Raw genomic sequence first — 20,486 nt, forward strand, 5'->3', positions numbered from 1 at the left:
CCAGCTCGGCGAGCGCAGCCCGTGCCGGCGCGGGAACTGCGTGCGGACCCGTTCGTCCACAAGGGACAAGTCGATCCGCGTCAGTCCTCCCAGCCGGGGCACACCGCGTCGAGCGTGCGGCGGGCGATTCCCGCCAGGAACCTGTTGGTGTCCCGGTAGTACGGGAGCGCGAGGACGGCGAGGTGCAGCGCCCAGCCCTTCGCGCGCACCCAGGTGGCGTCGTCGAACTCGCTGAGCTCACGCTGGAAGAGCTTGCGGCCGCGCTCGTCAAGGTAGAGCCAGGCCGTCATCAGGTCACCCGCCGGGTCGCCCACGCCCGCGCTGCCCCAGTCGATCACACCGGTCAGCTCGCCGTCGCGGAACAGCAGGTTGCCGACGTGGAAATCGGCGTGCACCCAGCGGGCGGGCCGATCCCACGGCGGCGCGGCGAGCGACTCCTCCCAGATGGCGGTGAGCCTCGGGTCGCCACCGAGCTGGCCGACGCGGTCGCGGACGGAGTGGTCGTCGCCGAGTCCGTCCAGCCGGCCGCGATTAGGGGTCCACTGGCCGGTCGCGTCGATCTCGTGCAGTGCGCGGATCAGGTCCGCCAGCCGGAACGGCGTGTCGTCGCCGACGGTCTCGATCGGGGCGGTCTCGCCGTCGAGCCAGCGCACCACGGACCACCGGTACGGGTAGCTTTCGGTCGGCTCGCCCAGTTCCAGCGGTTCCGGGACCTCGACCGGGAGGTGCGGCGCGACCAGCGGCACGATCGCGGCCTCCTTCGCCGCTTCGTCCTTCGCCCATTCTCGGCGCGGCAGCCGCACCGCGAGCGTGTCGCCGAGCCGGTACATCGCGTTGCTGGTGCCGCCGTGCCGGACCTCGGTGATCGGCAGGCCGTGCCAGCGCGGGAACTGCGTGCGGATCAGTTCGTCTACAAGGGACACTTCGGTGGCGGTCTCGCCGTCGCGCATCGATCAACTCCCCCTACCGGCCTCTCTCATGCAACACCGGGCCTCCAGCCGGAGCAACTCGTTTTCGCGGCGGAAGCAGCTGTTGCCTTGACGTGAACGTCAAGGTTTAGCGTGGGGTCCATGAGGATCGGCGAACTGGCCAAGCGAGCCGGCACCACCACCCGCGCACTGCGCTTCTACGAGTCCCAGGGGCTCCTGGAGGCGCAGCGCACCGCCAACGGCTACCGCGAGTACGGCGAGCACGACCTGCGGCTGGTCCGGGAGATCCAGTCATTGCAGGCGGTCGGGCTGTCCCTGGAGGACACGCGGCCGTTCGTGGCGTGCCTGCGCGCGGGGCACGAGTCCGGCGACTCGTGCCCCGACTCGCGGGAGGTCTACCGGCGCAAGCTCGCCGAGGTGGACGCGTGCCTGGAGCGGCTCACGGCCGTCCGGGAGTTCCTGCTGGCCAGCCTCGCCTTCCAAGACCCGTGCCTCGTGCCAGAACCCAAGGAGTTCCAGTGCAGCTGACCGACGCCACGTTCGCGGAGAAGACCAGAACCGGCACCGTGCTGGTCGAGTTCTGGGCGCAGTGGTGCGGGCCGTGCCACATGCTCACGCCCGTGCTCGACGAGATCGACCGCGAGCGCGGTGACCTGACCGTGCTCAAGATCAACGCCGACGAGAACACCGCCAGCGCCCGCGACTACCAGGTCATGTCGCTGCCGACGATGCTGCTGTTCCGCGACGGCGTGCCGATCCGGCAGATCGTGGGTGCGCGTCCCAAGGCACGCCTGCTGGCGGAACTGGACGACGCCCTGAGCGCGTGAGCCGCTTGTGGTGCTGTCCTGCGAACAGGCCAACCAGGACGCTCCTCAAGGGACTGAAACGTGAGCGGCGCTGGGAGATCCGCTCGGCCGGCAAGGGCTCCGAAGGCGACCGGTGGTATGCCTGGGCCTGGATCGCCACCGCCTGACCTCCGGCCCGTGGCCGACTGATCACCCAGCTGCGCCTCAACCAGCGTCCTCATCCACACTGTGAACCAGTACGTCCTGAACCCGTTCGGTCCGTTGAACCCTAAGGAACCATTCGAGTGAGACAACGCGTCTGCACGCTTCTGGCACTCGCCGCACTGCTCACCCTCGCGACGAGCTGTGCGGCCGGAAGTGAACAGGGGTGCCAGGAGGTGTCGATCGCGGTCGCGGACGTCGCGACCGTCAGTCCGGCGGATCCGGTCGAGCTGACCGCCAAGATCCTGGTCGACGGCGCCCCTGTCCCCGGTGCCGACGTGGCGTTCTACGTCCATGACGGCAGCGAGGGGGGCAGAGTCACCGCGAACGCGGCGACGGACGCGGAGGGGGTCGCGACAGTGGTGTATGCCGGGTCCGACGACCTGCCGGGGTTCAGCGACCAGACTGTCAGCGGCTACAGCGCCGCGCTCGTGAGCAGCGAGGGATCGTACTGCCGGTCCCGGAGCGAGATCGCGAGCCTCGACGTGCCGTGCGCCGGGTTCGCCTGCGGCGGCCGGTGAGCCCACGGAAGCTTCCGCAGGCCTCAGGAGCGTCGCACCGTCCCGGACGGCGTATCGCTACAGCGAGGAGATCCCCGGCGCCGAGTTCGTCGCGCAGACCCTCGCCGAGGCGCGCTGCCGGTGACCGACATCCGCGCCACCACGGGACGGAACCGCCGGTCGGGAGAGCATGCCTTCCAACACCGCGCCTGCTGGAAGGCATGGCGCAGCTCTCCTCGGAGCGGTTCGCCGCAGTGGCGATTACGGTGCGAACTCAGTGGATGGTTCCGTGGCGTAGTTCTGCCAGATCGGCACCATGGTTTCGCGTGTCATGGGCTGCCCGGACTCGACCATGGCCTTCAGGTCGCGGAAGTACTGCACGTAGTGATCCGGTGTGAAGGTGGTCAGCATGACCGCCGGGTCGTCGCCCGGGTTGGCGAAGGTGTGCGGTGCGCCCGGCGGGACCGTGACCCACGTGCCGGCTTCGACGTCGTGGTCGTCCTGCCCGATGGTGAACCGCACGTTGCCGGTGAGCACGTAGAAGCCTTCGTCGTGCTGCGCGTGGCGATGTTGCGGCGGACCGGGAGTGTGCGGGGGAATGACGACCTCACCGATGCCCAGGCGGTGAGCGGTATTGCTGCCGTCTTCGAGGATCCGGATCTGCGACGGACCGCTGGCGATGAGTTCGCCCTCGCCGGGACGGACGATCGACACCTCGGCCATGAGGAAGCCTCCCTGATGTGATTGCAGCTTGTGCAATCACCCTAGCACCAGCGAGTGCACATTGTGCAGTCGCTAGGCTCACGGCATGCCGCGATGGAAACCGGACGCAGCCGAGCGCCTGCAGACCGCCGCGTTGGAGCTCTTCGACCAGCAGGGGTTCGAGCGCACGACGGTCGCCGAGATCGTCCAGCGGGCGGGGCTCACCCAGCGAACGTTCTTCAACCACTTCGCCGACAAGCGCGAGGTGCTGTTCAGGTTGAGCTCAGAGCTCCAGCAGGAGGTCGTCCGCGAGATCGCAACGAGCGACGACACCGTGCCGCCGCTCGACGCTGTCGTGCGCGCGCTGGAAGTCGTTGCCGACAAGATGTTCGAGAATCACCGTGCCGTGGTGGCGCGCCGTCACGCTGTTGTCACCGCGAACCCGGAGTTGCTGGAGCGCGAACTGGGCAAGAACGCCGCGCTCACCGAGGCCGTCGCGGCCGCGCTGCACGCGCGGTGCGGTGATCCGGAAACGGCGTTCCTCGCCGCGGGTGCCGCCATGCTCGCGCAGCAGGCGGCGTTCCGGCAATGGACGCGACCGGGCGAGACCCGGACCTTGCGCGATCTTCTGCTGGACGCGGTGCGCACTCTGCGCACGACGGTCAGCCAGAACCCGGCTAGCTGACCAGCGAGAGGCCCCGGCGGACCGGCTCCGGGGCAGTAGCCGGCACGGCCGAAGGCACCTCGACCTCCTCACCGCCGATCTCGCGCGTGATCCACGCCCCGGACTCCACCATGACCTTCAACGTGCGGGTGTCCAGGGCGCTGACCCGGCCGTAGTACCACTCGTCGGTCGCCAGCGGCCCCATCCGGTCGCCCATGCGCTTCTTGATGTCCAACACGCGCTCGAACAGCGTCTGCACGAGGGCGGCGCGGTCGTACGGACCCTGGAGGCCCTCGCGGATGCGGTCCTCGATGCCGCGCGGCGTGCCTTCGGAGTCGGGCATGAGCATGGTGGTCCAGGCGCGGGACTTCTCCCGGTACTGGAGCTGCTGCATGACGCCCTCGTGCCGGGCGAAGTCGGCGGCGCGGAAAGCCTTGCCCCGCCAGCGCTTCTGCAGGTTCACGGCCAGGGACAGCGCGCTCTTGAGCCCGGTGTTCAGGCCGCGGCCCGGCCAGAAGTGCAGCGAGTTCGCGGCGTCTCCCAGCAGGAACCCGAACGTCGAGGGGGCGAGCTGGGCGGTGAACTTCGACATCTGCTGCATGCCGAGGGTGAACGAGTTGATGCCCACGACGTCGGCCACACCGACGCCGAAGAAGCGCAGACCGTCGAGAATCCGGGGCCACAGGTAGGAAAGCTTGTCGACCGACGGCTTGAACACCGCGCGGTGACGATCGCAGACGAAACGGCCGCCCGCAGGACGCATGGCGCACCCGAACTTGCCGATGCACGGCACCGGGCCGCTCTCCCCCAGTGCGACGATCTCGGAGGCCTCCTCGGCGGTCAGCCGCATGTTGATGAAGCCGCCGCCGAGCGAGTTGAAGAGGAACCTGTTCTGCGCCACGGTCAGCGGCACGGTGTGCTCGTCGGGAACCTTGGCGGTGACGCGGATCCCGAGCACACGCTCGTCGAGCGGGGAACCGTCCACTGAGAACAGTTCGCGGCTCGGGGTGCCGAACTGCGCGGAGAACGCGTCGCGGGTGGCGGAGCGGGCGCCGTCCGCGATGGCGAGGACGTGCAGGCCGTCGAAGCGGGCGGGCGCGGTGTAGGCGCCGGGGACGACCTCGATGCCGTAGACGTCCTGCGCCATGTCGAGCAGGCAGTCCTCGATCCAGCGGATCTTGATGTTGCGCGGACGGCCCTTCGACGCGGGCGAGTCCGGGCCGAGGGGCCACATCTCGGAGAACTTGCCGGGCGCGAACAGCCGCTGCTGCACGGCGGTGGGCAACGAAGCCCACACGTTGCTCTGCAGCGTCACGACCTGTTCGCGGCGGTTGTTGCCCTCGGGCAGACCCTTCCACACGATGCGGCTGCCCTGACGCATCCAGCGGCGGTCGTGGACGCGGACCGAGACCTGGTCACCCAGCAGCGACTTCACGGTGCAGGCGAACGCGAGACCGACAGGGCCACCGCCCGCCACGTCCACCCGCAGCGGGGTGGCCTGGCGCAGCGGCACGACCCGGCTGCCCTGCTTCGGCAGCATCACCGTCGGAGCGATCCTGCCCACCAGCACCGTCTTCTCGTCCATGACCCGTCCCCCTCGTTCCTGCTCGACGGCGGGTACACGTGCTGAGACGGGAGACGGTTCAACGATTCTCGAGGAAGTTTTTCCAGGCGGACGAAGTGAAGGTCAGGACGCCTCCGGAGGGGTTCTTGGAGTCACGGACGAGAGCGTCGGCGGACAGCGACACCTCGACGCAGTTGTCGTCCTCGGTCCCGCCGCTGTAGCTGCTCTTACGCCATGCGCGTTCCTGGGTCATCGAAGTCCTCTCGCGGTCGGCCGACGTACTCCGCCAGCTTGCTCCGCGATTGTTCCTCATCCAAGGCGACCTCAGCCAAACGGTCGAACAGCAGGCGGGTACGGGCGATCGCGCCCGGATCCTGCACGAACACCTTCGCCAGGTCTGTCGACGTGAAGGCCACCGGCATCGCCTTCTCGTACTCCCACAACACGCAACTGGTCCACGCGACCGAAACGCCGGCAGGCACGATGCGGATCTTGTTCGGGCTGAACAGCAGCGCCGCGTACTGGTCCTCCATGATCTGCGGACTGCCGACCTGCATCCGCAACGCGTGCTCGTGGATGTAGAACAAGCAGGTCGGCCGATCGTGTCGCTTCAAGATCGCCTGCCGATCGATCCGGAACTGGACCACCGTGGGAATCCGCTCCTCCGGGACGAATCCGGTGAGCCGGTAGATCCCGTCTGCGTACTCAGGGGTCTGAATGAGGCCCGGCACCGCCTGCACGTCATAGCTCGTGATCGTCGTGGCGGTCGCCTCGGCCATCGCGAGTGTCCGCAGGTTGTCCGGCACCTGGACGATGTACTCCTCGAAGGCGCAGCGGTAGCGGCGCTTGAAGTCCTCGAAGAAGTCGATGTCCTTGCCGAGCATCGAGAGGTACTGCAACAGGTCGATCTCGCTCGGGCGGTACTTGCCGTTCTCCAGGGTCGAGACCTTGCTGGGGTCCCACCCCAGGCGCACAGCGAACGCGGCACCCGTCAGGTTGACGCAGGTCTCGCGGACCTTGCGCAGTTCGTCGCCGAGGTCCCTGCTGAGTGCGGTGGATGGAGTACTCGTGGCCATGGCTCGACCGTAGGGCTTGCTCGAAGAGCAACAAGGGGCTCGTTCGGGTGAAAACCAACCGGCCGATCTTCAGCCGGCTCCCAGGAAACTCGCAGCTCTGACACAGCTTCGGGGCCGAGGATCCCGAGCCATGACTCGACGTCGCAGATCCTTGGTGATCAACGGACTGCTGGTGGTGGTGCTCCTCGGCGCCGGCGTGGCCGGCTACCTGGTGTTCTTCGGTTCCTCAGGCAGCGCCCAGCCCACCGCCGCTCGCACGGCCGCGGCCGCGAACCGGGACGTCAGCGAGGTGGTGACGGCGGCGGGGACGGTGCAGAGCTCGTTCAGTGCCGCCGCGTCGTTCGGGGCGAGCGGCACGGTCACCGAGATCAACGTCAAGGTCGGCGACGTCGTCACCAAGGGCCAGCAGCTCGCGAAGCTCGACCCCACGCAGGCGCAGCTGCAGGTCGACATCGCGCAGGGCAACCTGAACGCCGCTCTGGACAAGGGCACCGGCACGACCGCGTTGCTCACGGCGTACCGGCAGGCGCAGCTCGCGCTCCAGCAAGCGAAGGACGCCCTCGCCGCCACCACCCTCACCGCGCCGGGCGACGGGACGATCACGTCCGTCACGGGTTCGGTCGGCCAGAAGGTGGCCGGCGGTAACACCAGCTCGACGACCAGCAGCAGCACCACTTCGGCGGCCACGTCCGGGTTCGTCGTCGTCACCGACCTGAAGAACCTGGTGCTGCACGCGAACGTCTCCGAGTCCGACGTCAGCAAGCTGAAGGCCGACCAGGCCGCGACCGTCACGGTCAACGCGATGCAGTCGCAGCCGATCCAGGCCAAGGTCACCCAGGTCGACCTGACCCCCACGACGTCGGAGAACGTCGTCCAGTACGGCGTGACGCTGACGCTGACCGAACCGCCGGCCGGGCTGCGGCCGGGGCAGTCAGCGAGTGTCGAGGTCACGGTGGCGGGGGCGGCCAACGTCCTCGCCGTCCCCGCCGCGGCCGTGCAGACGGTCGGCGGTGCCAGTTCCGTGCAGGTCATGGAGAACGGCGCCGAGACGCGCAGGACCGTCGAGGTCGGCGTGCGGGGCGACCAGTACGTGGAGATCAAGTCGGGGCTGGCCGCGGGCGAGGAGGTCGTGCTCCCGCAGGTGACCACGTCGACCAACCAGAACCGCACCGGTCAGCAGCAGGGCGGCCAGTTCCCCGGCACAGGCGGCGGGCAGCGCAACGGCGGCGGCCTCACCGGGACCGGTCGATGAGCCCGGTGATCGAGGTCCGGGACCTCCGCAAGACGTACGGCAACGGCGACACGGCCGTGCACGCGTTGCGGGGCCTCGATCTGACCGTCGAGAAGGGCGAGTACATCGCGATCATGGGCGCGTCCGGGTCGGGCAAGTCGACGTTGCTCAACATCCTCGGGTGCCTCGACGTGCCGACGTCCGGCAAATATCTGCTCGACGGGATCGACACGGGCGAGTTCGACGAGGAGCAGCTTTCGTTGCTGCGCAACAGGAAGATCGGGTTCGTCTTCCAGTCCTTCAACCTGGTGCCGCGCACCTCGGCACTCGCGAACGTCGAGCTTCCCCTGGTCTACGCGGGAGTTCGGCGGGCGCAGCGTCGTGAGCGGGCGCTGGCGGCGCTCGAGCTCGTCGGCCTGGCGGACCGCACGCACCACCGGCCCAACGAACTGTCCGGCGGCCAGCAGCAACGTGTCGCGATCGCCCGCGCACTCGTCACCTCGCCGGCGATCGTGCTCGCCGACGAACCGACCGGCAACCTCGACACGGACTCCAGCCGCGAGGTCCTGGGCATCCTCGACCGCCTCAACGCCAGCGGCCGCACGGTCGTGCTGATCACGCACGAGGACGAGGTCGCCGGCCACGCCATGCGGACCGTGAGGGTCGTCGACGGCACAGTCGCGGGGGTGCTGGTGTGAGCTTCTTCGAGATCGCCGCCTTCGCGGTGCGGGGCCTGACCGCGAACAAGATGCGGTCCGGACTCACCACGCTGGGCATCCTGATCGGTGTCGCGTCGGTGATCCTGCTGATCGCGGTCGGCAACGGCGCGTCGAGCGCGGTGCAGCAGAGCATCGCGGGGCTCGGCACGAACGTCCTGACGATCAGCCCGCAGCGCGCCCAGCCCGGCACCACGAGCAAGCCGCTGACGACGGCGGACGCGGCGGCGCTGGTCGGCCAGGACTCCCCCGCCGTGAAGTACGCGTCGCCGGTGGTCTCCGCGCAGGCGACCGCCGGGTACGGCGACACCACGCACGACATCGGGCAGTTCATCGGCTCGGACCCGCGCTACTTCGACACCACGAACAGCGCTGTCGCGCAGGGCAACCTGTTCTCCGACAACGACGTCCAGCAGGCGCGCAAGGTCGTGGTGATCGGCGCGACGGTCGCGACCCAGCTCTTCCCCGGCACCGATCCGATCGGGAAACCCATGCTGGTCAACAACATCCCGTTCACGGTCGTCGGGGTGCTGGCGGCCAAGGGTTCCAGCGGGTTGCAGGACGCGGACGACCTGGCCGTGGCGCCGCTGACGACCACGCAGAACGCGTTGACCGGGTACGGCAGCCTGACCCAGATCGTGGTGCAGGCGCGGTCGGCCGACGCGCTGCCGGACGCGCAGGCGCAGGTGACGACGATCCTGAACGGTCGGCACAAGATCACCGGCACCGCCGACTACCGGATCCTCAGCCAGGACCAGCTGCTCACCGCGCGGACCGCGACGACGGAGACGTTCACCGTGCTGCTGGCGTCGGTGGCGGCGATCTCGTTGCTGGTGGGCGGGATCGGCATCACGAACATCATGCTGGTCACCGTCACCGAGCGGATCCGCGAGATCGGCATCCGCAAGGCCGTGGGCGCGCCGCGGTCGTCGATCCTCGGGCAGTTCCTGGTCGAGGCGACGCTGCTGAGCCTGTTCGGCGGGGCGCTCGGCGTGGCCGCGGGGATGATCGGCAGCCGGTTCACCATCGCCGGTATCCAGCCGGTGCTCGTGCCGTCGTCGGTGCTGCTCGCGTTCGCGGTGTCGGCGTTGATCGGCCTGTTCTTCGGCAGCTACCCGGCCTCCCGCGCCGCGAAGCTCCGTCCCATCGAAGCCCTCCGGCACGAATAGGAGTCCCCGGACGTGACCAACCCACTCGACCAGCCGCTCGAGAACGACATCTCGGACGAGCTGAAGGAGCGCAAGGCGGGCTTCGGCAAGACCACCATCGTCCTCGGGGTCGCGGTGCTCGCCATCGTGGCGTTCGTCGGCGGGGTGTTCGTGCAGAAGTCCTTCGGTGCCAGTCAGACGCCCGGACAGAACCTCGCGGGGCGGCAGTTCAACGGCGGCACTCCCCCGTCGGGTCAGAACCGGCCCAACGGTGGCAACTTCGGGCGCGGCACCATCGGAACGATCGACCGCGTCGAAGGTACGACGGTCTACGTGAAGACGCAGAACGGTCAGGTCGTCAAAGTGTCCACTTCGGACACCACGAAGGTGGAGATCTCTTCGGAGGGCGAGCTCAGCGACCTCGAGGCCGGGCAGCAGGTCGTCGTCCAGGGCCAGGCAGGCGAGGACGGCACGGTGGACGGGCAGACGATCACCCAGCGGCCGGCCACCGGCTGATGCCCGATCCACGCGCGCGGGATTCACCGTGACCAGCGCGGCGACCGGCGGCGAGGCCCTCCAGGCGGCGCGCGGTGACACGCCGGATCCGGTGCTGCCCGACCGGGACGGGTTCGAGGTTGTGCTGCGGCTGCGTTCCGACGGCGTCCAGGTGCCCGTGCTGTATCTGACGGCGCGGACGACCGTATCACCGGTCTGACGATCGCGGCGACGGGTACATCACCAAGCCGTTCAGCCTGGAGGAGGTCATCGCACGCATGACGGCTGTGCTGCGCCGCACCCGGCGTGGATAGTCATGTCGTGCGGCGCGGTGCGCGGGTCACTACTTCCTGCGCAACAGCGGGCGGGTGCCGATCACGGTCGGGCCGTCCGGGGCGATGCCGTTCATCGAGGTGTTCGGCGCGCTCGGGTTGCGGCAGAACGGAACCACGGCGATCGACGTGCCACGCCTGCTCGCCGCGCGCGACGTGCACGCGGTGGTGGCCGATGACGGTGATGAACTGGGTGCAGTCGTTGACGTTGCCGCCGGTCAATACCACCGACAGCGGTCGACCGTGGCCGTCGCAGGCCAGGTGGATCTTGGTGGTGGGTCCGCCGCGTGAGCGGCCGATGGCATGATCAGCTGGCTCGCTGTGCCCACCGCGCGATCCGTCCGCCCCCTGTGCGGGACGCGGCCACGGGTGTGCGGCGGGCTCCGGCGCGTGCTGGTGGGCGCGCACGATGCTGGAGTCCACCGACACCTCGCGGTCGAGCTCGTCGATCGCTTCGGCGATCACCCGGACCCGCGACACCAATGTCGTGAGGGTGCCGTTGCGCGACCAGCGCCAGAACCGGTTGTAAACCGTCTTCCACGGCCCATAACGTTCCGGCAGGTCACGCCACACCGGTCTTGGCCTTGAACAGCATCCCGTTGATCATCCGCCGGTCGTCCACCCGAGGACGACCCTTCACACCCGAAGCGGGCAACAGCGGCTCGATCACCTGCCATTGCTCATCGGTCAACTCATGCGCCACCTCTCCCCGGCCGACACCCCCTGGCTGACCCGGCAGATCACCGACCTGCTGACCGGGACCGCGGGCTGACCGCCAGCTTCTCCGGAAACCCGGAGTGATCTCGGTCGCCGTCGCTAGGCTGTCGGGAGTGACCGAGAGGGGGGACTCGATGGGCACTTTCCAGGCGGATCTCGCGGACATCGAGAACGGGATCCGCAAGGACATCCGGCCGGCGGTGGAGCACTTCACCCAGCTGGTGAAGGACGTGGAGAAGATCGAGGACCACCCGGCCGCCACGGTGATGGGAGGCGGTCTCACCGTCATGCCCGCCAACCTCGTGATCATCCCTTTGTACGGGACGGTGAGCGCGGCGCTGGTCGAGGGGCAGCGCGCGGCCGTGCGGTCGTTGGAGGAGTTTCACGAGGCGTTGGAGGACGTGGTGCGGACCTACCGCACGGTCGAGGAGGCCAACGCGGAGAGCTTCCGGGGGCAGCCGTGACCGACAGCGTCTCCGACTACAACCTGGACCCGACCTTCACCGAGGCACTGCGAGGGAGCTTCCCACTGCTGGCGGTGATGGCCACCTGGGTGCACTTCCTGACCGTCGAGTCCAGCGACCCGTTCGAGCGGAACAGGCAGGCCTTGCAGGGGCTGCCGGTCCAAGGCGTTGCCTACGAGGACTTCTTCCGGGTGCCGATGCTGCTCAGCGGTCAGCCCCTGGACGAGGTCGGTGCGGTGTACGAGGCGCTCGTGCGCAACAGCCGTGAGATCGACGACGGCATGGAGAACTTCCAGAGCGGCTGCACCAACACCTTCCGCAACTGGACCGGTGCGGCGCAGAAGGCGTGTGCCGACTACGGCGGCGCCCTGATGGACTACGTCAACGACGAGCGCGACCGGGGCACCAGGCTGGCCGCCACGGTGCTCGCGTACGGCAGCATCATCAAGGCGGCCCGCGAAGACTGGCTGAAGATCGCCAACCAGTTCATCGATGCGCTCGGGCAGAAGGTCGAGGAGGACCGGGCGTCCGACCAGAAGGTCCTGATCACCGCGCTGGGCGCGCTCGCGGGCGTCGCGTTGGCTGTGGTCACCGCTCCGGCCTCCATGGTGGCGGGGACCTTCGTGGCGGCCGCCGGCTCCGCGATCGCAGACGTAGGCGCCGAGGTGGCGAAGGAGTCGCTCGGCGGCGAGTTGTTCGCCGACATCGCCCACAACTACCTCGCGGTGTGCCGTGAGCTGGAGGAACGCCTGACGAGCGCGATCACCACCGAGGTCGCGGACAAACTGGCCCACCTGAACGAGGTGCGACCGGCACCGCCGCCGGCACCGTTGGACATGGGCGAGTTCGACCGGAACCCCAAGGGCCAGCTCGCGCCCGAGCACCCGACGCCCGGCGTCGAACAGTGGCTGGACAAGAAGGAGAAGCAGGCTCAGCAGGCCGAGCCGTCGAACATCTCCGCCCGACTGGGCTGACAGGGGCCGGCTCGCGATGGCCGCTTTCGAGGACGAGTTCCGCGAGATGCACGTGCGCGCGTTGCGGCGCAACTCGGTGAAGGTCATGGCGGACACGTTGGCCAGAGCACGGGAGATCACGGGCACGGCGAGCTCGCCGGACGGGTCGATCACCGTGGTGGTCGACTCGACCGGCATGCTCACCTCGCTCGACCTCGGCACGTCGCGGCACGCCAACGCCACGCTCGCCACACAGGTCACCGCCGCGATCCAGAAGGCGGCTGCGCGGGCACGTGCCGAGGTCCGCAACCTCTACGCGACGCTGATCGACGGCGGCGTGATAGACGAACTGCCGGACTGGCTGCCGGAACCGCCGCACGTGACACCCCCACCCGCCGCGCCACCCGCCCAGGAAGAAGAACCGCCCGAGCCGAGGCTGTCCGAGGACGCCTGGTAGCGGGGTCTTCAGGTGTCAGGGTGAGCCGCAGAACTCGGTGAGCAGCACGGTGTTCATCGCCTCCTGCACCGCCGGATCCAGCGTGAGGCCGCGATTGATCCCCATCGCCGCCGCGATATGGGCTCGGGCCAGCCGACCTGATGCCGCTCGACGATCAGCAGTCTGCCCAGGAGCGTGGTCCGGGCGTTACGGTGGGACACGAGAGCGTCCGGCCCGCGTGGACCCTAGCCGCTACCGACGTCTCGGCCAAATACAGCCAGGCGCACTCCTCGATACGCGTGATCAGGCCGTTCTCGAAGCGGAAGTACACGACGGCGCCGCCCGCGCAGCCGTAGCGGCCCGCGTCGAACTCCAGGGCGCCGCCGTCGGGCACCTCGGTGGTCACGCCGTCCGGGTTTCGCTCATTTGCTCGCCGCCCATACTTCGCGTTCGGTGCGCAGGGAGAGGTCGTCACGACGCAGGGCGTCTTCGACCGCCTCGGGATCGAGGTGCCTTCGCAGAACGATGCGCGCGTACCGTTCCACGGCGGGTGACCGTTCGATGTGGATGGTGACGGTGCGCTCACCCTCCACGGTGAACCCGGCCCCGGTCAGTTTGGGTCCCCAGTCCGCACCCCGGTGGGGCACGCGTTCGTCGTGGCCGTCCGGAGCCTGCTCGGGGAAGAACCGCGGCATCCCGGCCATTTCCACGACGGCGACCACGCCACCGGGAGCGAGCGTGTCGTGGAGCCGGCGCAGGGTGTCGTCGGGGTCGGCCATGTGGTGCAACGAACCCGAGGCCCACACGAGGTCTGGCTTGCCGAGGTCGGGCCACTCGGCGTCGAGGTCCGCCAGGACGGTGTGGACGCGGTCGGCCAGGCCGAGCTCGCCCGCCTTGTCGCGGAGTCGTCCCAGGTGGTCGACCGAGGAGTCCACCGCGGTGATGTGCGCTTCGGGGAAGCTCGCCAGCAGCGCGAACGTGCCGGCGCCGGTGCCGGCGCCCAGGTCGACGATGTGGCGGGGGTTCGAGACGGGCAGCCACTCGATGATGGACGCGGTGTGCCCGGCGAGGAGCTCCGCGTCGAGGTCGAGGACGTCCGCCAGGTCGTCACCGTTGCCGTGACCATGGCCGTGGCCATGCCCGTGGCCGTCGTGATGTCCGTGGCCGTGGCCATGTCCGTGTTCGCTCATAAGGCCAAGGTAGGACGGTCGTGCGCTACGTGCACGGTCACTTGCGGATTTGGCAAGGCGGTGACCCTCGGCGCTGCCAACGGCGCAAGATCCTAGGCTGACGAGCGTGAGCTACCGCTACGAGATCACCCAGGCAGTCGTGCGGCAGGGCATCATCGCGATCATCCGCACCGGTGACGCCTCCTCCGCCGTTCAGGCCGCGGTTCCGCTGCTGGACGCGGGCCTCACGTCCCTCGAGCTGCCGCTGACGAACCCCGGCGCCCTGGCGGCGATCAGTGAGCTGCGCTCGGCCTACCCGGACGCCGTGATCGGCGCGGGTTCCGTGCTGGACGAGGCCTCCGCCGTCGCCGCCGTGCGGGCCGGCGCCCAGTTCCTGGTGGCGCCGAACCTCGACGTGCCGGTGATCCGGGCCGGGCACCGGTACGGCGCCGCGGTGCTTCCGGGCGCCGGGACCGTGTCGGAGATCGTGCAGGCACTGGAAGCGGGCGCGGACGCGGTGAAGGTCTTCCCCGCGCCCACACCTGGATGGATCAGGGACGTGCTCGCGGTGCTGCCGTACGCGCCGCTGGTGCCCACCGGCGGCGTCGCTCCGGCTGACGTTCCCGCGTGGCTGGCGGCCGGTGCGGTGGCGTGCGGGGTCGGGTCGGCCCTCGCCCGCACGCCGATCGAGGACGTCAAGGCCCTCATCCGGCCCTGAACCGGCTTGAGCGGCACCACGCGACCAGCCAGGTCGAGCGGATCGGGGCAATCCTCGTCTGGGTCCGCTGAACTGCGGCAACACTTAATCGATACGACACCATCAGGCCGACCGCGGACGGTTGTGAAAGACATTCACGTCCGCCAGCATCGGGCCTCATGCGTCTGATCACGCTCGCCGCCGCCGTCGCCCTGACGATCTCGGCCGCACCCGCGGCCGCGGCCCCCGCCGCCGCGAAGATCGCCACCTACAACGTGTTCATGCTGTCGCGGAACCTCTACCCCAACTGGGGACAGCTCGCCCGCGCCGACCTGATCGACAGCACCGGCGTGCTGAACGGCCAGGACGTCGTGGTGCTGCAGGAGGCGTTCGACAACGCCGCCTCCGACCGCCTGCTGGCCAACCTCCGCGACACCTATCCGCACCAGACCCCCGTCGTCGGCCGCGGCACGGCCGGGTGGGATGTCACCTCGGGCGCCTACAGCTCCTCCACGCCGGAGGACGGCGGCACCGCCGTGCTCAGCAGGTGGCCCATCACCACCCGCGTCCAGCACGTCTACCGCGACTCGTGCGGCGCGGACTGGTTCTCCAACAAGGGGTTCGCGTACGTGCGGATCGAGGCGCCGTCCGGGCCGCTGCACGTGATCGGCACGCACATGCAGGCCGAGGACTCGACGTGCACGAGCGCGCCGGGCGGGTACCGGGCCCAGCAGCGGGCCGAGATCAAGGCGTTCCTCGACGCGCGGAACATCCCCGCGTCCGAGCCGGTCTATGTCGCCGGCGACCTGAACGTGGTCAAGGCGGGTCCCGAGTTCCCGCGGATGGTCGCCGAGCTGGGCGCTTCGACGCCGGAGGTCGGCGGGCACCCGTTCTCGTGGGACTGCGCGGACAACAGCGTGTGCCGCGACCAGTACGGGCCCGAGTACGCGTCCGAGCACCTCGACTACGTGCTGACGGTTGAGGGACCCGTGCTGCGCAACGAGACCCGGCGCGTGAAGAGTCCTGAGTGGTCGATCTGGTCCTGGGGGCGGAAGTACACGTACAACGACCTGTCCGACCACTACCCCGTGTTCGCCGGCTGAGTCAGACGTATCGCCGCAACAGGTCCTCCTCCGTCTCGCGCCGCACGATCGGTCGCGCCACGCCGTCCCGCACGGCGACGACCGGCGGGCGGCAGACCTGGTTGTAGTTCGAGGCCAGCGCGTGGTGGTAGGCGCCCGTCACGGGGACGGCGATCACGTCACCGGCGTGCACGTCGTGCGGGATCAACACGTCCTCGGCCAGCACGTCGCCGGCTTCGCAGTGCCTGCCGACGACCGTCACCCGCCGAAGCCTGCCGCCGCGCCCGACGAGCCTCGCCGCGTACCTGGCGCCGTACAGGGCGGGGCGCGGGTTGTCGCTCATGCCGCCGTCCACAGCCACGAACGTGCGGTTCACCCCGCGTTTGACCGCGCACACCCGGTACAACGTCACGCCGGCGTTCGCGACGATCGAACGGCCCGGCTCGACGAGCACGCGCGGAACCGGCACGCGACGCACGCCGCACTCGTAGTTGAGCGTGCCGGTGACCCGGTGCGCGAACCCGGTGAGGTCGAACGACGGCTCGCCCGGCAGGTACGGCGCGCAGAAGCCGCCGCCGAGGTCGAGTCGCCCGATCCTGGTGCCGCAGCAGGCGATCAGGCCGACCATGCGGCGCACGGCCTCCTCGTAGCTCGCGACATGCCTGACCTGGGAACCGATGTGGCAGTGCAGCCCGGCGAGGTTCAACGAGGGTTGCTCGACCACGCGCAGGACCGCTTCCAGGGCGGCGCCGGACGCCAGTGAGAAGCCGAACTTCTGGTCCTCGACGCCGGTGGCGACCGCCGCGTGGGTGTGGGCGTCGACTCCGGGCGTCACGCGGATCATGACTTCTTGGCCGTGCGTCGCCAACGCGCCGAGTTGGGCGATCTCGTCGAAGGAGTCGACGACGATCCGGGAAACGCCGTACTCCAGGGCGGACTTGAGATCCTCGGCCGTCTTCACGTTGCCGTGCAGGACGATCCGCCGCGCCGGGAAGCCCGCGGCCTTGGCGAGTGCGAGCTCTCCGGCCGAGGACACGTCCAGCGACAGGCCCTCGCCTGCCATCCACCGGTAGACCTCGGGGCAGGGCAACGACTTGCCCGCGAACACCACCTCCGCGTCCGGGAGTGCCGCGGCGAACGCGCGGGCGCGGGACCGGACCGTTGCCTCGTCCAGCACCTGGCAGGGCGTGCCGAACCGGGCCGCGATCCGGGTGGCGGGGACTCCACCGAGGACGAGGTCCGAGCCGGACAGCACGGTGCCGTCCGGCCACAGCCCCTCTTCCAGCACCGGCTCGGTGGAGCATCCGATGCCGGGTAGCAGCTCCGCGAGTGTCATGACCCCGATTGCACGCCCGGAGAACCCTCATGCCCAGGCCACGGACGAGACCCTGACACTCCGGACGGCTACCTTGACGCGATCCTGACGGACGCCGTAACGCGGGTCACTGGCTCGTCCTCCCGCGCTCGCAGCGGCCGGTTTCACACAGTGCGAACCTCGTGGGCCGGAAGGCCGTTCCACCACCGCGCGAAACGCCGGTAGACCTGCGGTTCGCGGTCACCGAGGAGCTTGCGCAGCGACTCCGCCTCCTCCGCCAGACCGGCCCACTGGTCGTCGTCGAGGGCGTGGAAGGCCGTCGCCTCAACGCCTCCGTCCCCGGTCGGCCGCCACACCCCGGCGACCTGCCCGTCGACGAGGAGAGTCGGCAGCGTGTCACCGTTGCTGCGGATCACGAGCTTGCGGTACTCGTCCGGGATGATCCGGCTGCGGTCGGCGTACGCGAGCAACGTGCTGTCCCACATGGCCATCAGCCGCGGTGGCGCCGGGGTGTCCTCGTCCGGGATCGTTCCGTCGGGAACGTCGTAGTGGTCGCCGTGCCGCTCAAGCTCGAGCGATGTCAGCGCTTCCCGGATCGTCGTGCGCGGCAGCATCGTGAACTGGTTCATGTCCGGCACGGTCGCGGGGCCGAACCCGGTGAGGTAGCGGCGCAGCATCTCGGCCACGCACGCCGGCCGTTCGCGCGGCTCGGTCGTCACGGCCTGGTAGGACGGCCTGAGCCCGAACGACCACGGGCCGCCCGTCGGGGCGTGCACGAGCCCGCCGTAGGTCCGCAGCGCCCACCAGACGCCGGGCTGGCCGACGTCACCGGCGTGCGAGTGCAGCAGTTCCTCGATCTCCGCCTTCTGCCGGGGCGTTCGCGCGAACTCCAGCAGGTGCTCCAGCAGCGCGTCCGCCTGCTCGATCGTGATGTCCATGCCCTGGAAGCGCTTGTCGTACAACCGGGAGGCGCGCAGCGCGGGCAGCATCGCGTGGTGGAACACCTCGTGGTCCGCGGCCGTGACGGCGTGCAGGGTGATCCGCATCAGCGATGCCTTGCGGACCACCCCGCTCGCGAACGCCTCGTCCAGGTCGGCCGGGTCGAAGCCGGAGACCCTGTTCCACAGCGCGACGTACGGCGACGCCGGTTCCTGCGCCTGGATCGCCACGATCCGGTCCACGGCCGTCAGCACGTCGACCGGTTCGCGCCGCAGCAGCATCTGGCGGTCGAGCGTGGCGCGGTTGAGCTGACGTGCCGTGAGGGTCATGCCCGGAATCCTGACTCACCGCAGCTTCGACGGCCACCAGATTCGCCCGCCGATGTCCACCGACAGCGCCGGCACCAGCAACGACCGCACCAGCAACGTGTCCAGCAGGACGCCGAACGCCACGATGAACGCGATCTGCGTCAGGAACAGGATCGGCAGCACGGCCAGTGCCGCGAACGTCGCCGCCAGCACCACACCCGCCGACGTGATCACACCACCGGTCAGGCTGAGTCCCCTGATCGTGCCCTCGACGGTGCCGAGGTGCCGGGTCTCCTCGCGGGCGCGGGTCATCAGGAAGATGTTGTAGTCGATGCCCAGCGCCACCAGGAACACGAACCCGAACAGCGGCACCACCGGATCGGAGCCGGGGAAGCCGAGGACGTGGTTGAACACCAGCGCCGACACGCCCATCGTGGCCGCGAACGACAGCACCACGGTCGCGATCAGCAACAACGGCGCCAGCAACGACCTGAGCAGCAGCGCCAGCACGAGGAAGATCACGACCAGGACGATCGGGATGATCAGCAACCGGTCGTGTTCGGACGTCGTCCTGGTGTCGAGCAACGTCGCCGTCTGCCCGCCGACCTTCACGTCGTCGATCCCCTGCACCGCCGCACGGATGCGCTCGACCGTCGCCACCGCGGCGTCCGAGTCCGGCGCGTCCGTCAGCGTGGCCTCGACGCGGACCAGGCCCTCGGCCGTTCCGGTCGGCCGCACGTCGGCGACACCGTCCACTTTGGACTTCCGCAGGACCTCGGCGGTCTCGCCCTCGGCGGCGATGATCACGGTCGGCGACCCGGCGCCACCGGGGAAGTGCCGCGACAGCACCTCCTGCCCCGCGACGGACTCGACCTCGGTCAGGAACACGTCGGACTGCGCGGTGCCCGATGCCTTGAGCTGCGGCAGGAACGCGGCGCCGGCGAGCAGTACGAGCGTCGTGACGATCCAGATCGCGCGCGGCCTGCGGCGCACCAGCTTCGCGACGCGACCCCACAGACCGCTGGTCTCCGGGTGCGTCGAGCCGAACTTCGGCGCGAACGGCCAGAACGCCCCGCGGCCGAGCAGCGCCAGTGCGGCGGGCAGGAACGTCATCGTGGTCAGCAGCGCGGCGCCGATGCCGATGGCCGCCACCGGCCCGAGCCCCTTGTTCGAGTCGAGGTCGCTGAACAACAGGCACAGCACGCCGAGGATCACCGTGCCGGCCGACGCCGTGATCGGTTCGATCGTGCCGCGCCAGGCGGTGCGGATGGCCGCGACCTTGTCCTGGCTGTCGCGCAGTTCCTCGCGGAACCTCGACACGAGCAGCAACGCGTAGTCCGTCGCCGCGCCGAACACCAGGATCGAGAGGATGCCCTGACTTTGGCCGTTCAGCGTCAGCACGTCGTTCTTGGCCAGCAGGTAGACGACGAAGCTGGCGAGGCCGAGAGCGAACACGGCGGACACGAGCACGACGACCGGCAGCAGCGGGCTGCGGTAGACGACGAGCAGGATCAACGCGACCACGGCGGCCGCGACGATCAGCAGCAACCCGTCGATCCCGCCGAACGCCTCGACGAGGTCGGCGACCTGCGCTGCGGGTCCGGTGACCAGCACCGTCAGCCCTTCGGGAGCGCCACGCGCGCCGTCGCGGAGCTCGGCGACCGAGTCCTTCACGTCCTTCGCCGGGTCGAGCAGCACGACGAGCTGGGCGGCCTCGTTGTCGTTCGGTGCCGGGATCACCGGCGAGGCCTGGAAGCGCTCGCCACGCTCGGCGAGGAACTTCTTGTCCTCCTCGGTCAGCCCGCCCGCCCGTTCGGCCACGACGATCGCCGGGATCGCGTTGGTCCGCTGGAACTTCTTCTGCAGCTCGGCGACCTGGGTGGACTCGGCGGAGTTCGGCAGGAACGCGCTGCTGTCGTTCTCCGAGACCTCCGACAACTTGCCCGCGTAGGGCCCGGTGAAGCCGCCCAGGGCCAGCCAGACGACGAGCAGGACCCCGGCAAGGACGCGCATCGGACATTCCTTCGATCGTCGAACGTTTC

Annotated in this window: 25 protein-coding genes and 2 pseudogenes; 14 read left to right on the top strand and 13 right to left on the bottom strand. The window is 69.4% G+C overall.

Annotated elements, in window-relative coordinates; all coding sequences use genetic code 11:
* Positions 1 to 80 precede the first annotated feature (80 nt).
* Positions 81 to 950, bottom strand: coding sequence for an aminoglycoside phosphotransferase family protein (locus ACRSBM_RS19675; RefSeq protein WP_434445077.1), 870 nt, complete (start codon positions 948 to 950; stop codon positions 81 to 83).
* Between the two features lie 120 nt (positions 951 to 1,070).
* On the opposite strand from ACRSBM_RS19675, the gene ACRSBM_RS19680 reads away from it, so the two are divergent.
* The 3 genes from ACRSBM_RS19680 (at position 1,071) to ACRSBM_RS19690 (ending at position 2,457) form a co-directional block, all read left to right on the top strand.
* Positions 1,071 to 1,457, top strand: coding sequence for a MerR family transcriptional regulator (locus ACRSBM_RS19680; protein WP_434445078.1), 387 nt, complete (start codon positions 1,071 to 1,073; stop codon positions 1,455 to 1,457).
* Positions 1,448 to 1,756: a thioredoxin gene (trxA, locus tag ACRSBM_RS19685; protein WP_434445079.1), complete on the top strand. Its 309-nt coding sequence runs from the start codon at positions 1,448 to 1,450 to the stop codon at positions 1,754 to 1,756. The genes ACRSBM_RS19680 and trxA overlap by 10 nt, the downstream gene beginning before the upstream one ends.
* Positions 1,757 to 2,019: 263 nt before the next feature.
* Positions 2,020 to 2,457 (top strand): hypothetical protein, encoded by a 438-nt coding sequence (locus ACRSBM_RS19690; RefSeq protein WP_434445080.1) that lies wholly within the window; start codon positions 2,020 to 2,022, stop codon positions 2,455 to 2,457.
* Positions 2,458 to 2,697: 240 nt separating this feature from the next.
* Here the strand turns inward: ACRSBM_RS19690 and ACRSBM_RS19695 are convergent, their stop codons facing one another.
* The gene (locus ACRSBM_RS19695; protein ID WP_434445081.1) at positions 2,698 to 3,159 is read right to left on the bottom strand and encodes a cupin domain-containing protein; all 462 of its coding nucleotides are present in this window, start codon (positions 3,157 to 3,159) and stop codon (positions 2,698 to 2,700) included.
* A gap of 85 nt (positions 3,160 to 3,244) precedes the next feature.
* Between ACRSBM_RS19695 and ACRSBM_RS19700 the strand changes: the two genes are divergently transcribed.
* The gene (locus tag ACRSBM_RS19700; protein ID WP_434445082.1) at positions 3,245 to 3,823 is read left to right on the top strand and encodes a TetR/AcrR family transcriptional regulator; all 579 of its coding nucleotides are present in this window, start codon (positions 3,245 to 3,247) and stop codon (positions 3,821 to 3,823) included.
* On the opposite strand, the gene ACRSBM_RS19705 is transcribed toward ACRSBM_RS19700, so the two are convergent.
* The 3 genes from ACRSBM_RS19705 to ACRSBM_RS19715 are packed head-to-tail and all read right to left on the bottom strand — an operon-like array spanning position 3,816 to position 6,442.
* Complete coding sequence (locus ACRSBM_RS19705; RefSeq protein WP_434445083.1) at positions 3,816 to 5,387, bottom strand: hypothetical protein; 1,572 nt, start codon at positions 5,385 to 5,387, stop codon at positions 3,816 to 3,818. The genes ACRSBM_RS19700 and ACRSBM_RS19705 overlap by 8 nt on opposite strands.
* Before the next feature lie 58 nt (positions 5,388 to 5,445).
* Positions 5,446 to 5,679, bottom strand: coding sequence for a DUF397 domain-containing protein (locus ACRSBM_RS19710; protein ID WP_434445084.1), 234 nt, complete (start codon positions 5,677 to 5,679; stop codon positions 5,446 to 5,448).
* Positions 5,594 to 6,442 (bottom strand): helix-turn-helix domain-containing protein, encoded by an 849-nt coding sequence (locus ACRSBM_RS19715; protein ID WP_434445085.1) that lies wholly within the window; start codon positions 6,440 to 6,442, stop codon positions 5,594 to 5,596. The genes ACRSBM_RS19710 and ACRSBM_RS19715 overlap by 86 nt, the downstream gene beginning before the upstream one ends.
* Before the next feature lie 130 nt (positions 6,443 to 6,572).
* On the opposite strand from ACRSBM_RS19715, the gene ACRSBM_RS19720 reads away from it, so the two are divergent.
* Genes ACRSBM_RS19720 through ACRSBM_RS19740 form a run of 5 tightly spaced genes read left to right on the top strand, consistent with a single transcriptional unit; the run spans position 6,573 to position 10,252 of the window.
* Positions 6,573 to 7,694 (top strand): efflux RND transporter periplasmic adaptor subunit, encoded by a 1,122-nt coding sequence (locus ACRSBM_RS19720; protein WP_434445086.1) that lies wholly within the window; start codon positions 6,573 to 6,575, stop codon positions 7,692 to 7,694.
* Positions 7,691 to 8,371 carry an ABC transporter ATP-binding protein gene (locus ACRSBM_RS19725; protein ID WP_434445087.1) on the top strand — a complete coding sequence of 227 codons (681 nt, stop codon included), beginning with the start codon at positions 7,691 to 7,693 and terminating at the stop codon, positions 8,369 to 8,371. The genes ACRSBM_RS19720 and ACRSBM_RS19725 overlap by 4 nt, the downstream gene beginning before the upstream one ends.
* Positions 8,368 to 9,558: an ABC transporter permease gene (locus ACRSBM_RS19730; protein WP_434445088.1), complete on the top strand. Its 1,191-nt coding sequence runs from the start codon at positions 8,368 to 8,370 to the stop codon at positions 9,556 to 9,558. Before ACRSBM_RS19725 ends, ACRSBM_RS19730 begins: the two co-directional genes overlap by 4 nt.
* Positions 9,559 to 9,570: 12 nt before the next feature.
* Positions 9,571 to 10,053 carry a hypothetical protein gene (locus ACRSBM_RS19735; protein WP_434445089.1) on the top strand — a complete coding sequence of 161 codons (483 nt, stop codon included), beginning with the start codon at positions 9,571 to 9,573 and terminating at the stop codon, positions 10,051 to 10,053.
* Between the two features lie 28 nt (positions 10,054 to 10,081).
* The gene (locus tag ACRSBM_RS19740; protein WP_434445090.1) at positions 10,082 to 10,252 is read left to right on the top strand and encodes a hypothetical protein; all 171 of its coding nucleotides are present in this window, start codon (positions 10,082 to 10,084) and stop codon (positions 10,250 to 10,252) included.
* A 94-nt stretch (positions 10,253 to 10,346) separates the two neighbouring features.
* On the opposite strand, the gene ACRSBM_RS19745 is transcribed toward ACRSBM_RS19740, so the two are convergent.
* Positions 10,347 to 10,925: a transposase gene (locus tag ACRSBM_RS19745; RefSeq protein WP_434453133.1), complete on the bottom strand. Its 579-nt coding sequence runs from the start codon at positions 10,923 to 10,925 to the stop codon at positions 10,347 to 10,349.
* Positions 10,905 to 11,271 (bottom strand): annotated as a pseudogene (locus tag ACRSBM_RS19750) (transposase); the annotation flags it as partial. The pseudogene ACRSBM_RS19750 and the gene ACRSBM_RS19745, both read right to left, overlap by 21 nt.
* On the opposite strand from ACRSBM_RS19750, the gene ACRSBM_RS19755 reads away from it, so the two are divergent.
* Genes ACRSBM_RS19755 through ACRSBM_RS19765 form a run of 3 tightly spaced genes read left to right on the top strand, consistent with a single transcriptional unit; the run spans position 11,195 to position 12,955 of the window.
* Positions 11,195 to 11,545 (top strand): hypothetical protein, encoded by a 351-nt coding sequence (locus ACRSBM_RS19755; protein WP_434453513.1) that lies wholly within the window; start codon positions 11,195 to 11,197, stop codon positions 11,543 to 11,545. The pseudogene ACRSBM_RS19750 and the gene ACRSBM_RS19755 sit on opposite strands and share 77 nt — an antisense overlap.
* Positions 11,542 to 12,519: a hypothetical protein gene (locus tag ACRSBM_RS19760; protein ID WP_434445091.1), complete on the top strand. Its 978-nt coding sequence runs from the start codon at positions 11,542 to 11,544 to the stop codon at positions 12,517 to 12,519. The genes ACRSBM_RS19755 and ACRSBM_RS19760 overlap by 4 nt, the downstream gene beginning before the upstream one ends.
* A 16-nt stretch (positions 12,520 to 12,535) precedes the next feature.
* Positions 12,536 to 12,955, top strand: a complete 420-nt coding sequence (locus ACRSBM_RS19765) for a YbaB/EbfC family nucleoid-associated protein (RefSeq protein WP_434445092.1) — start codon at positions 12,536 to 12,538, stop codon at positions 12,953 to 12,955.
* A 90-nt stretch (positions 12,956 to 13,045) separates the two neighbouring features.
* Here ACRSBM_RS19765 and ACRSBM_RS19770 read toward each other — a convergent pair.
* The 3 genes and pseudogenes from ACRSBM_RS19770 to ACRSBM_RS19780 form a co-directional block, all read right to left on the bottom strand.
* Positions 13,046 to 13,155, bottom strand: a pseudogene (locus ACRSBM_RS19770) (IS481 family transposase); the annotation flags it as partial.
* On the bottom strand, positions 13,110 to 13,340 hold the full coding sequence (locus ACRSBM_RS19775) for a hypothetical protein (RefSeq protein WP_434453514.1): 231 nt from the start codon (positions 13,338 to 13,340) through the stop codon (positions 13,110 to 13,112). The pseudogene ACRSBM_RS19770 and the gene ACRSBM_RS19775, both read right to left, overlap by 46 nt.
* A gap of 16 nt (positions 13,341 to 13,356) precedes the next feature.
* Entirely contained in the window at positions 13,357 to 14,124 is a 768-nt protein-coding gene (locus ACRSBM_RS19780; RefSeq protein WP_434445093.1) for a class I SAM-dependent methyltransferase, read from the bottom strand.
* Between the two features lie 106 nt (positions 14,125 to 14,230).
* Between ACRSBM_RS19780 and ACRSBM_RS19785 the strand changes: the two genes are divergently transcribed.
* The gene (locus ACRSBM_RS19785; protein WP_434445094.1) at positions 14,231 to 14,821 is read left to right on the top strand and encodes a bifunctional 4-hydroxy-2-oxoglutarate aldolase/2-dehydro-3-deoxy-phosphogluconate aldolase; all 591 of its coding nucleotides are present in this window, start codon (positions 14,231 to 14,233) and stop codon (positions 14,819 to 14,821) included.
* A 158-nt stretch (positions 14,822 to 14,979) separates the two neighbouring features.
* Positions 14,980 to 15,903, top strand: a complete 924-nt coding sequence (sph, locus tag ACRSBM_RS19790) for a sphingomyelin phosphodiesterase (RefSeq protein ID WP_434445095.1) — start codon at positions 14,980 to 14,982, stop codon at positions 15,901 to 15,903.
* A 1-nt stretch (position 15,904) separates the two neighbouring features.
* On the opposite strand, the gene lysA is transcribed toward sph, so the two are convergent.
* From lysA to ACRSBM_RS19805, 3 genes are all read right to left on the bottom strand, one after another.
* A complete protein-coding gene (gene lysA / locus ACRSBM_RS19795; protein WP_434445096.1) occupies positions 15,905 to 17,218 on the bottom strand; it encodes a diaminopimelate decarboxylase in 1,314 nt (437 codons plus the stop codon).
* Between the two features lie 143 nt (positions 17,219 to 17,361).
* Positions 17,362 to 18,465: a winged helix DNA-binding domain-containing protein gene (locus ACRSBM_RS19800; RefSeq protein WP_434445097.1), complete on the bottom strand. Its 1,104-nt coding sequence runs from the start codon at positions 18,463 to 18,465 to the stop codon at positions 17,362 to 17,364.
* A 15-nt stretch (positions 18,466 to 18,480) separates the two neighbouring features.
* Positions 18,481 to 20,457, bottom strand: coding sequence for an MMPL family transporter (locus ACRSBM_RS19805; RefSeq protein ID WP_434445098.1), 1,977 nt, complete (start codon positions 20,455 to 20,457; stop codon positions 18,481 to 18,483).
* Between the last annotated feature and the right edge of the window lie 29 nt (positions 20,458 to 20,486).

This window comes from Lentzea xerophila, from assembly GCF_051094245.1.
Taxonomy (GTDB): domain Bacteria; phylum Actinomycetota; class Actinomycetes; order Mycobacteriales; family Pseudonocardiaceae; genus Lentzea; species Lentzea xerophila.

Bases quoted from the DNA above. Each gene is read 5' to 3' on its own strand.
- ACRSBM_RS19675 (WP_434445077.1), bottom strand. From the start codon at position 950: ATGCGCGACGGCGAGACCGCCACCGAAGTGTCCCTTGTAGACGAACTG.
- ACRSBM_RS19680 (WP_434445078.1), top strand. From the start codon at position 1,071: ATGAGGATCGGCGAACTGGCCAAGCGAGCCGGCACCACCACCCGCGCA.
- ACRSBM_RS19695 (WP_434445081.1), bottom strand. From the start codon at position 3,159: ATGGCCGAGGTGTCGATCGTCCGTCCCGGCGAGGGCGAACTCATCGCC.
- ACRSBM_RS19700 (WP_434445082.1), top strand. From the start codon at position 3,245: ATGCCGCGATGGAAACCGGACGCAGCCGAGCGCCTGCAGACCGCCGCG.
- ACRSBM_RS19705 (WP_434445083.1), bottom strand. From the start codon at position 5,387: ATGGACGAGAAGACGGTGCTGGTGGGCAGGATCGCTCCGACGGTGATG.
- ACRSBM_RS19710 (WP_434445084.1), bottom strand. From the start codon at position 5,679: ATGAGGAACAATCGCGGAGCAAGCTGGCGGAGTACGTCGGCCGACCGC.
- ACRSBM_RS19715 (WP_434445085.1), bottom strand. From the start codon at position 6,442: ATGGCCACGAGTACTCCATCCACCGCACTCAGCAGGGACCTCGGCGAC.
- ACRSBM_RS19720 (WP_434445086.1), top strand. From the start codon at position 6,573: ATGACTCGACGTCGCAGATCCTTGGTGATCAACGGACTGCTGGTGGTG.
- ACRSBM_RS19725 (WP_434445087.1), top strand. From the start codon at position 7,691: ATGAGCCCGGTGATCGAGGTCCGGGACCTCCGCAAGACGTACGGCAAC.
- ACRSBM_RS19765 (WP_434445092.1), top strand. From the start codon at position 12,536: ATGGCCGCTTTCGAGGACGAGTTCCGCGAGATGCACGTGCGCGCGTTG.
- ACRSBM_RS19780 (WP_434445093.1), bottom strand. From the start codon at position 14,124: ATGAGCGAACACGGACATGGCCACGGCCACGGACATCACGACGGCCAC.
- sph (WP_434445095.1), top strand. From the start codon at position 14,980: ATGCGTCTGATCACGCTCGCCGCCGCCGTCGCCCTGACGATCTCGGCC.
- lysA (WP_434445096.1), bottom strand. From the start codon at position 17,218: ATGACACTCGCGGAGCTGCTACCCGGCATCGGATGCTCCACCGAGCCG.
- ACRSBM_RS19800 (WP_434445097.1), bottom strand. From the start codon at position 18,465: ATGACCCTCACGGCACGTCAGCTCAACCGCGCCACGCTCGACCGCCAG.
- ACRSBM_RS19805 (WP_434445098.1), bottom strand. From the start codon at position 20,457: ATGCGCGTCCTTGCCGGGGTCCTGCTCGTCGTCTGGCTGGCCCTGGGC.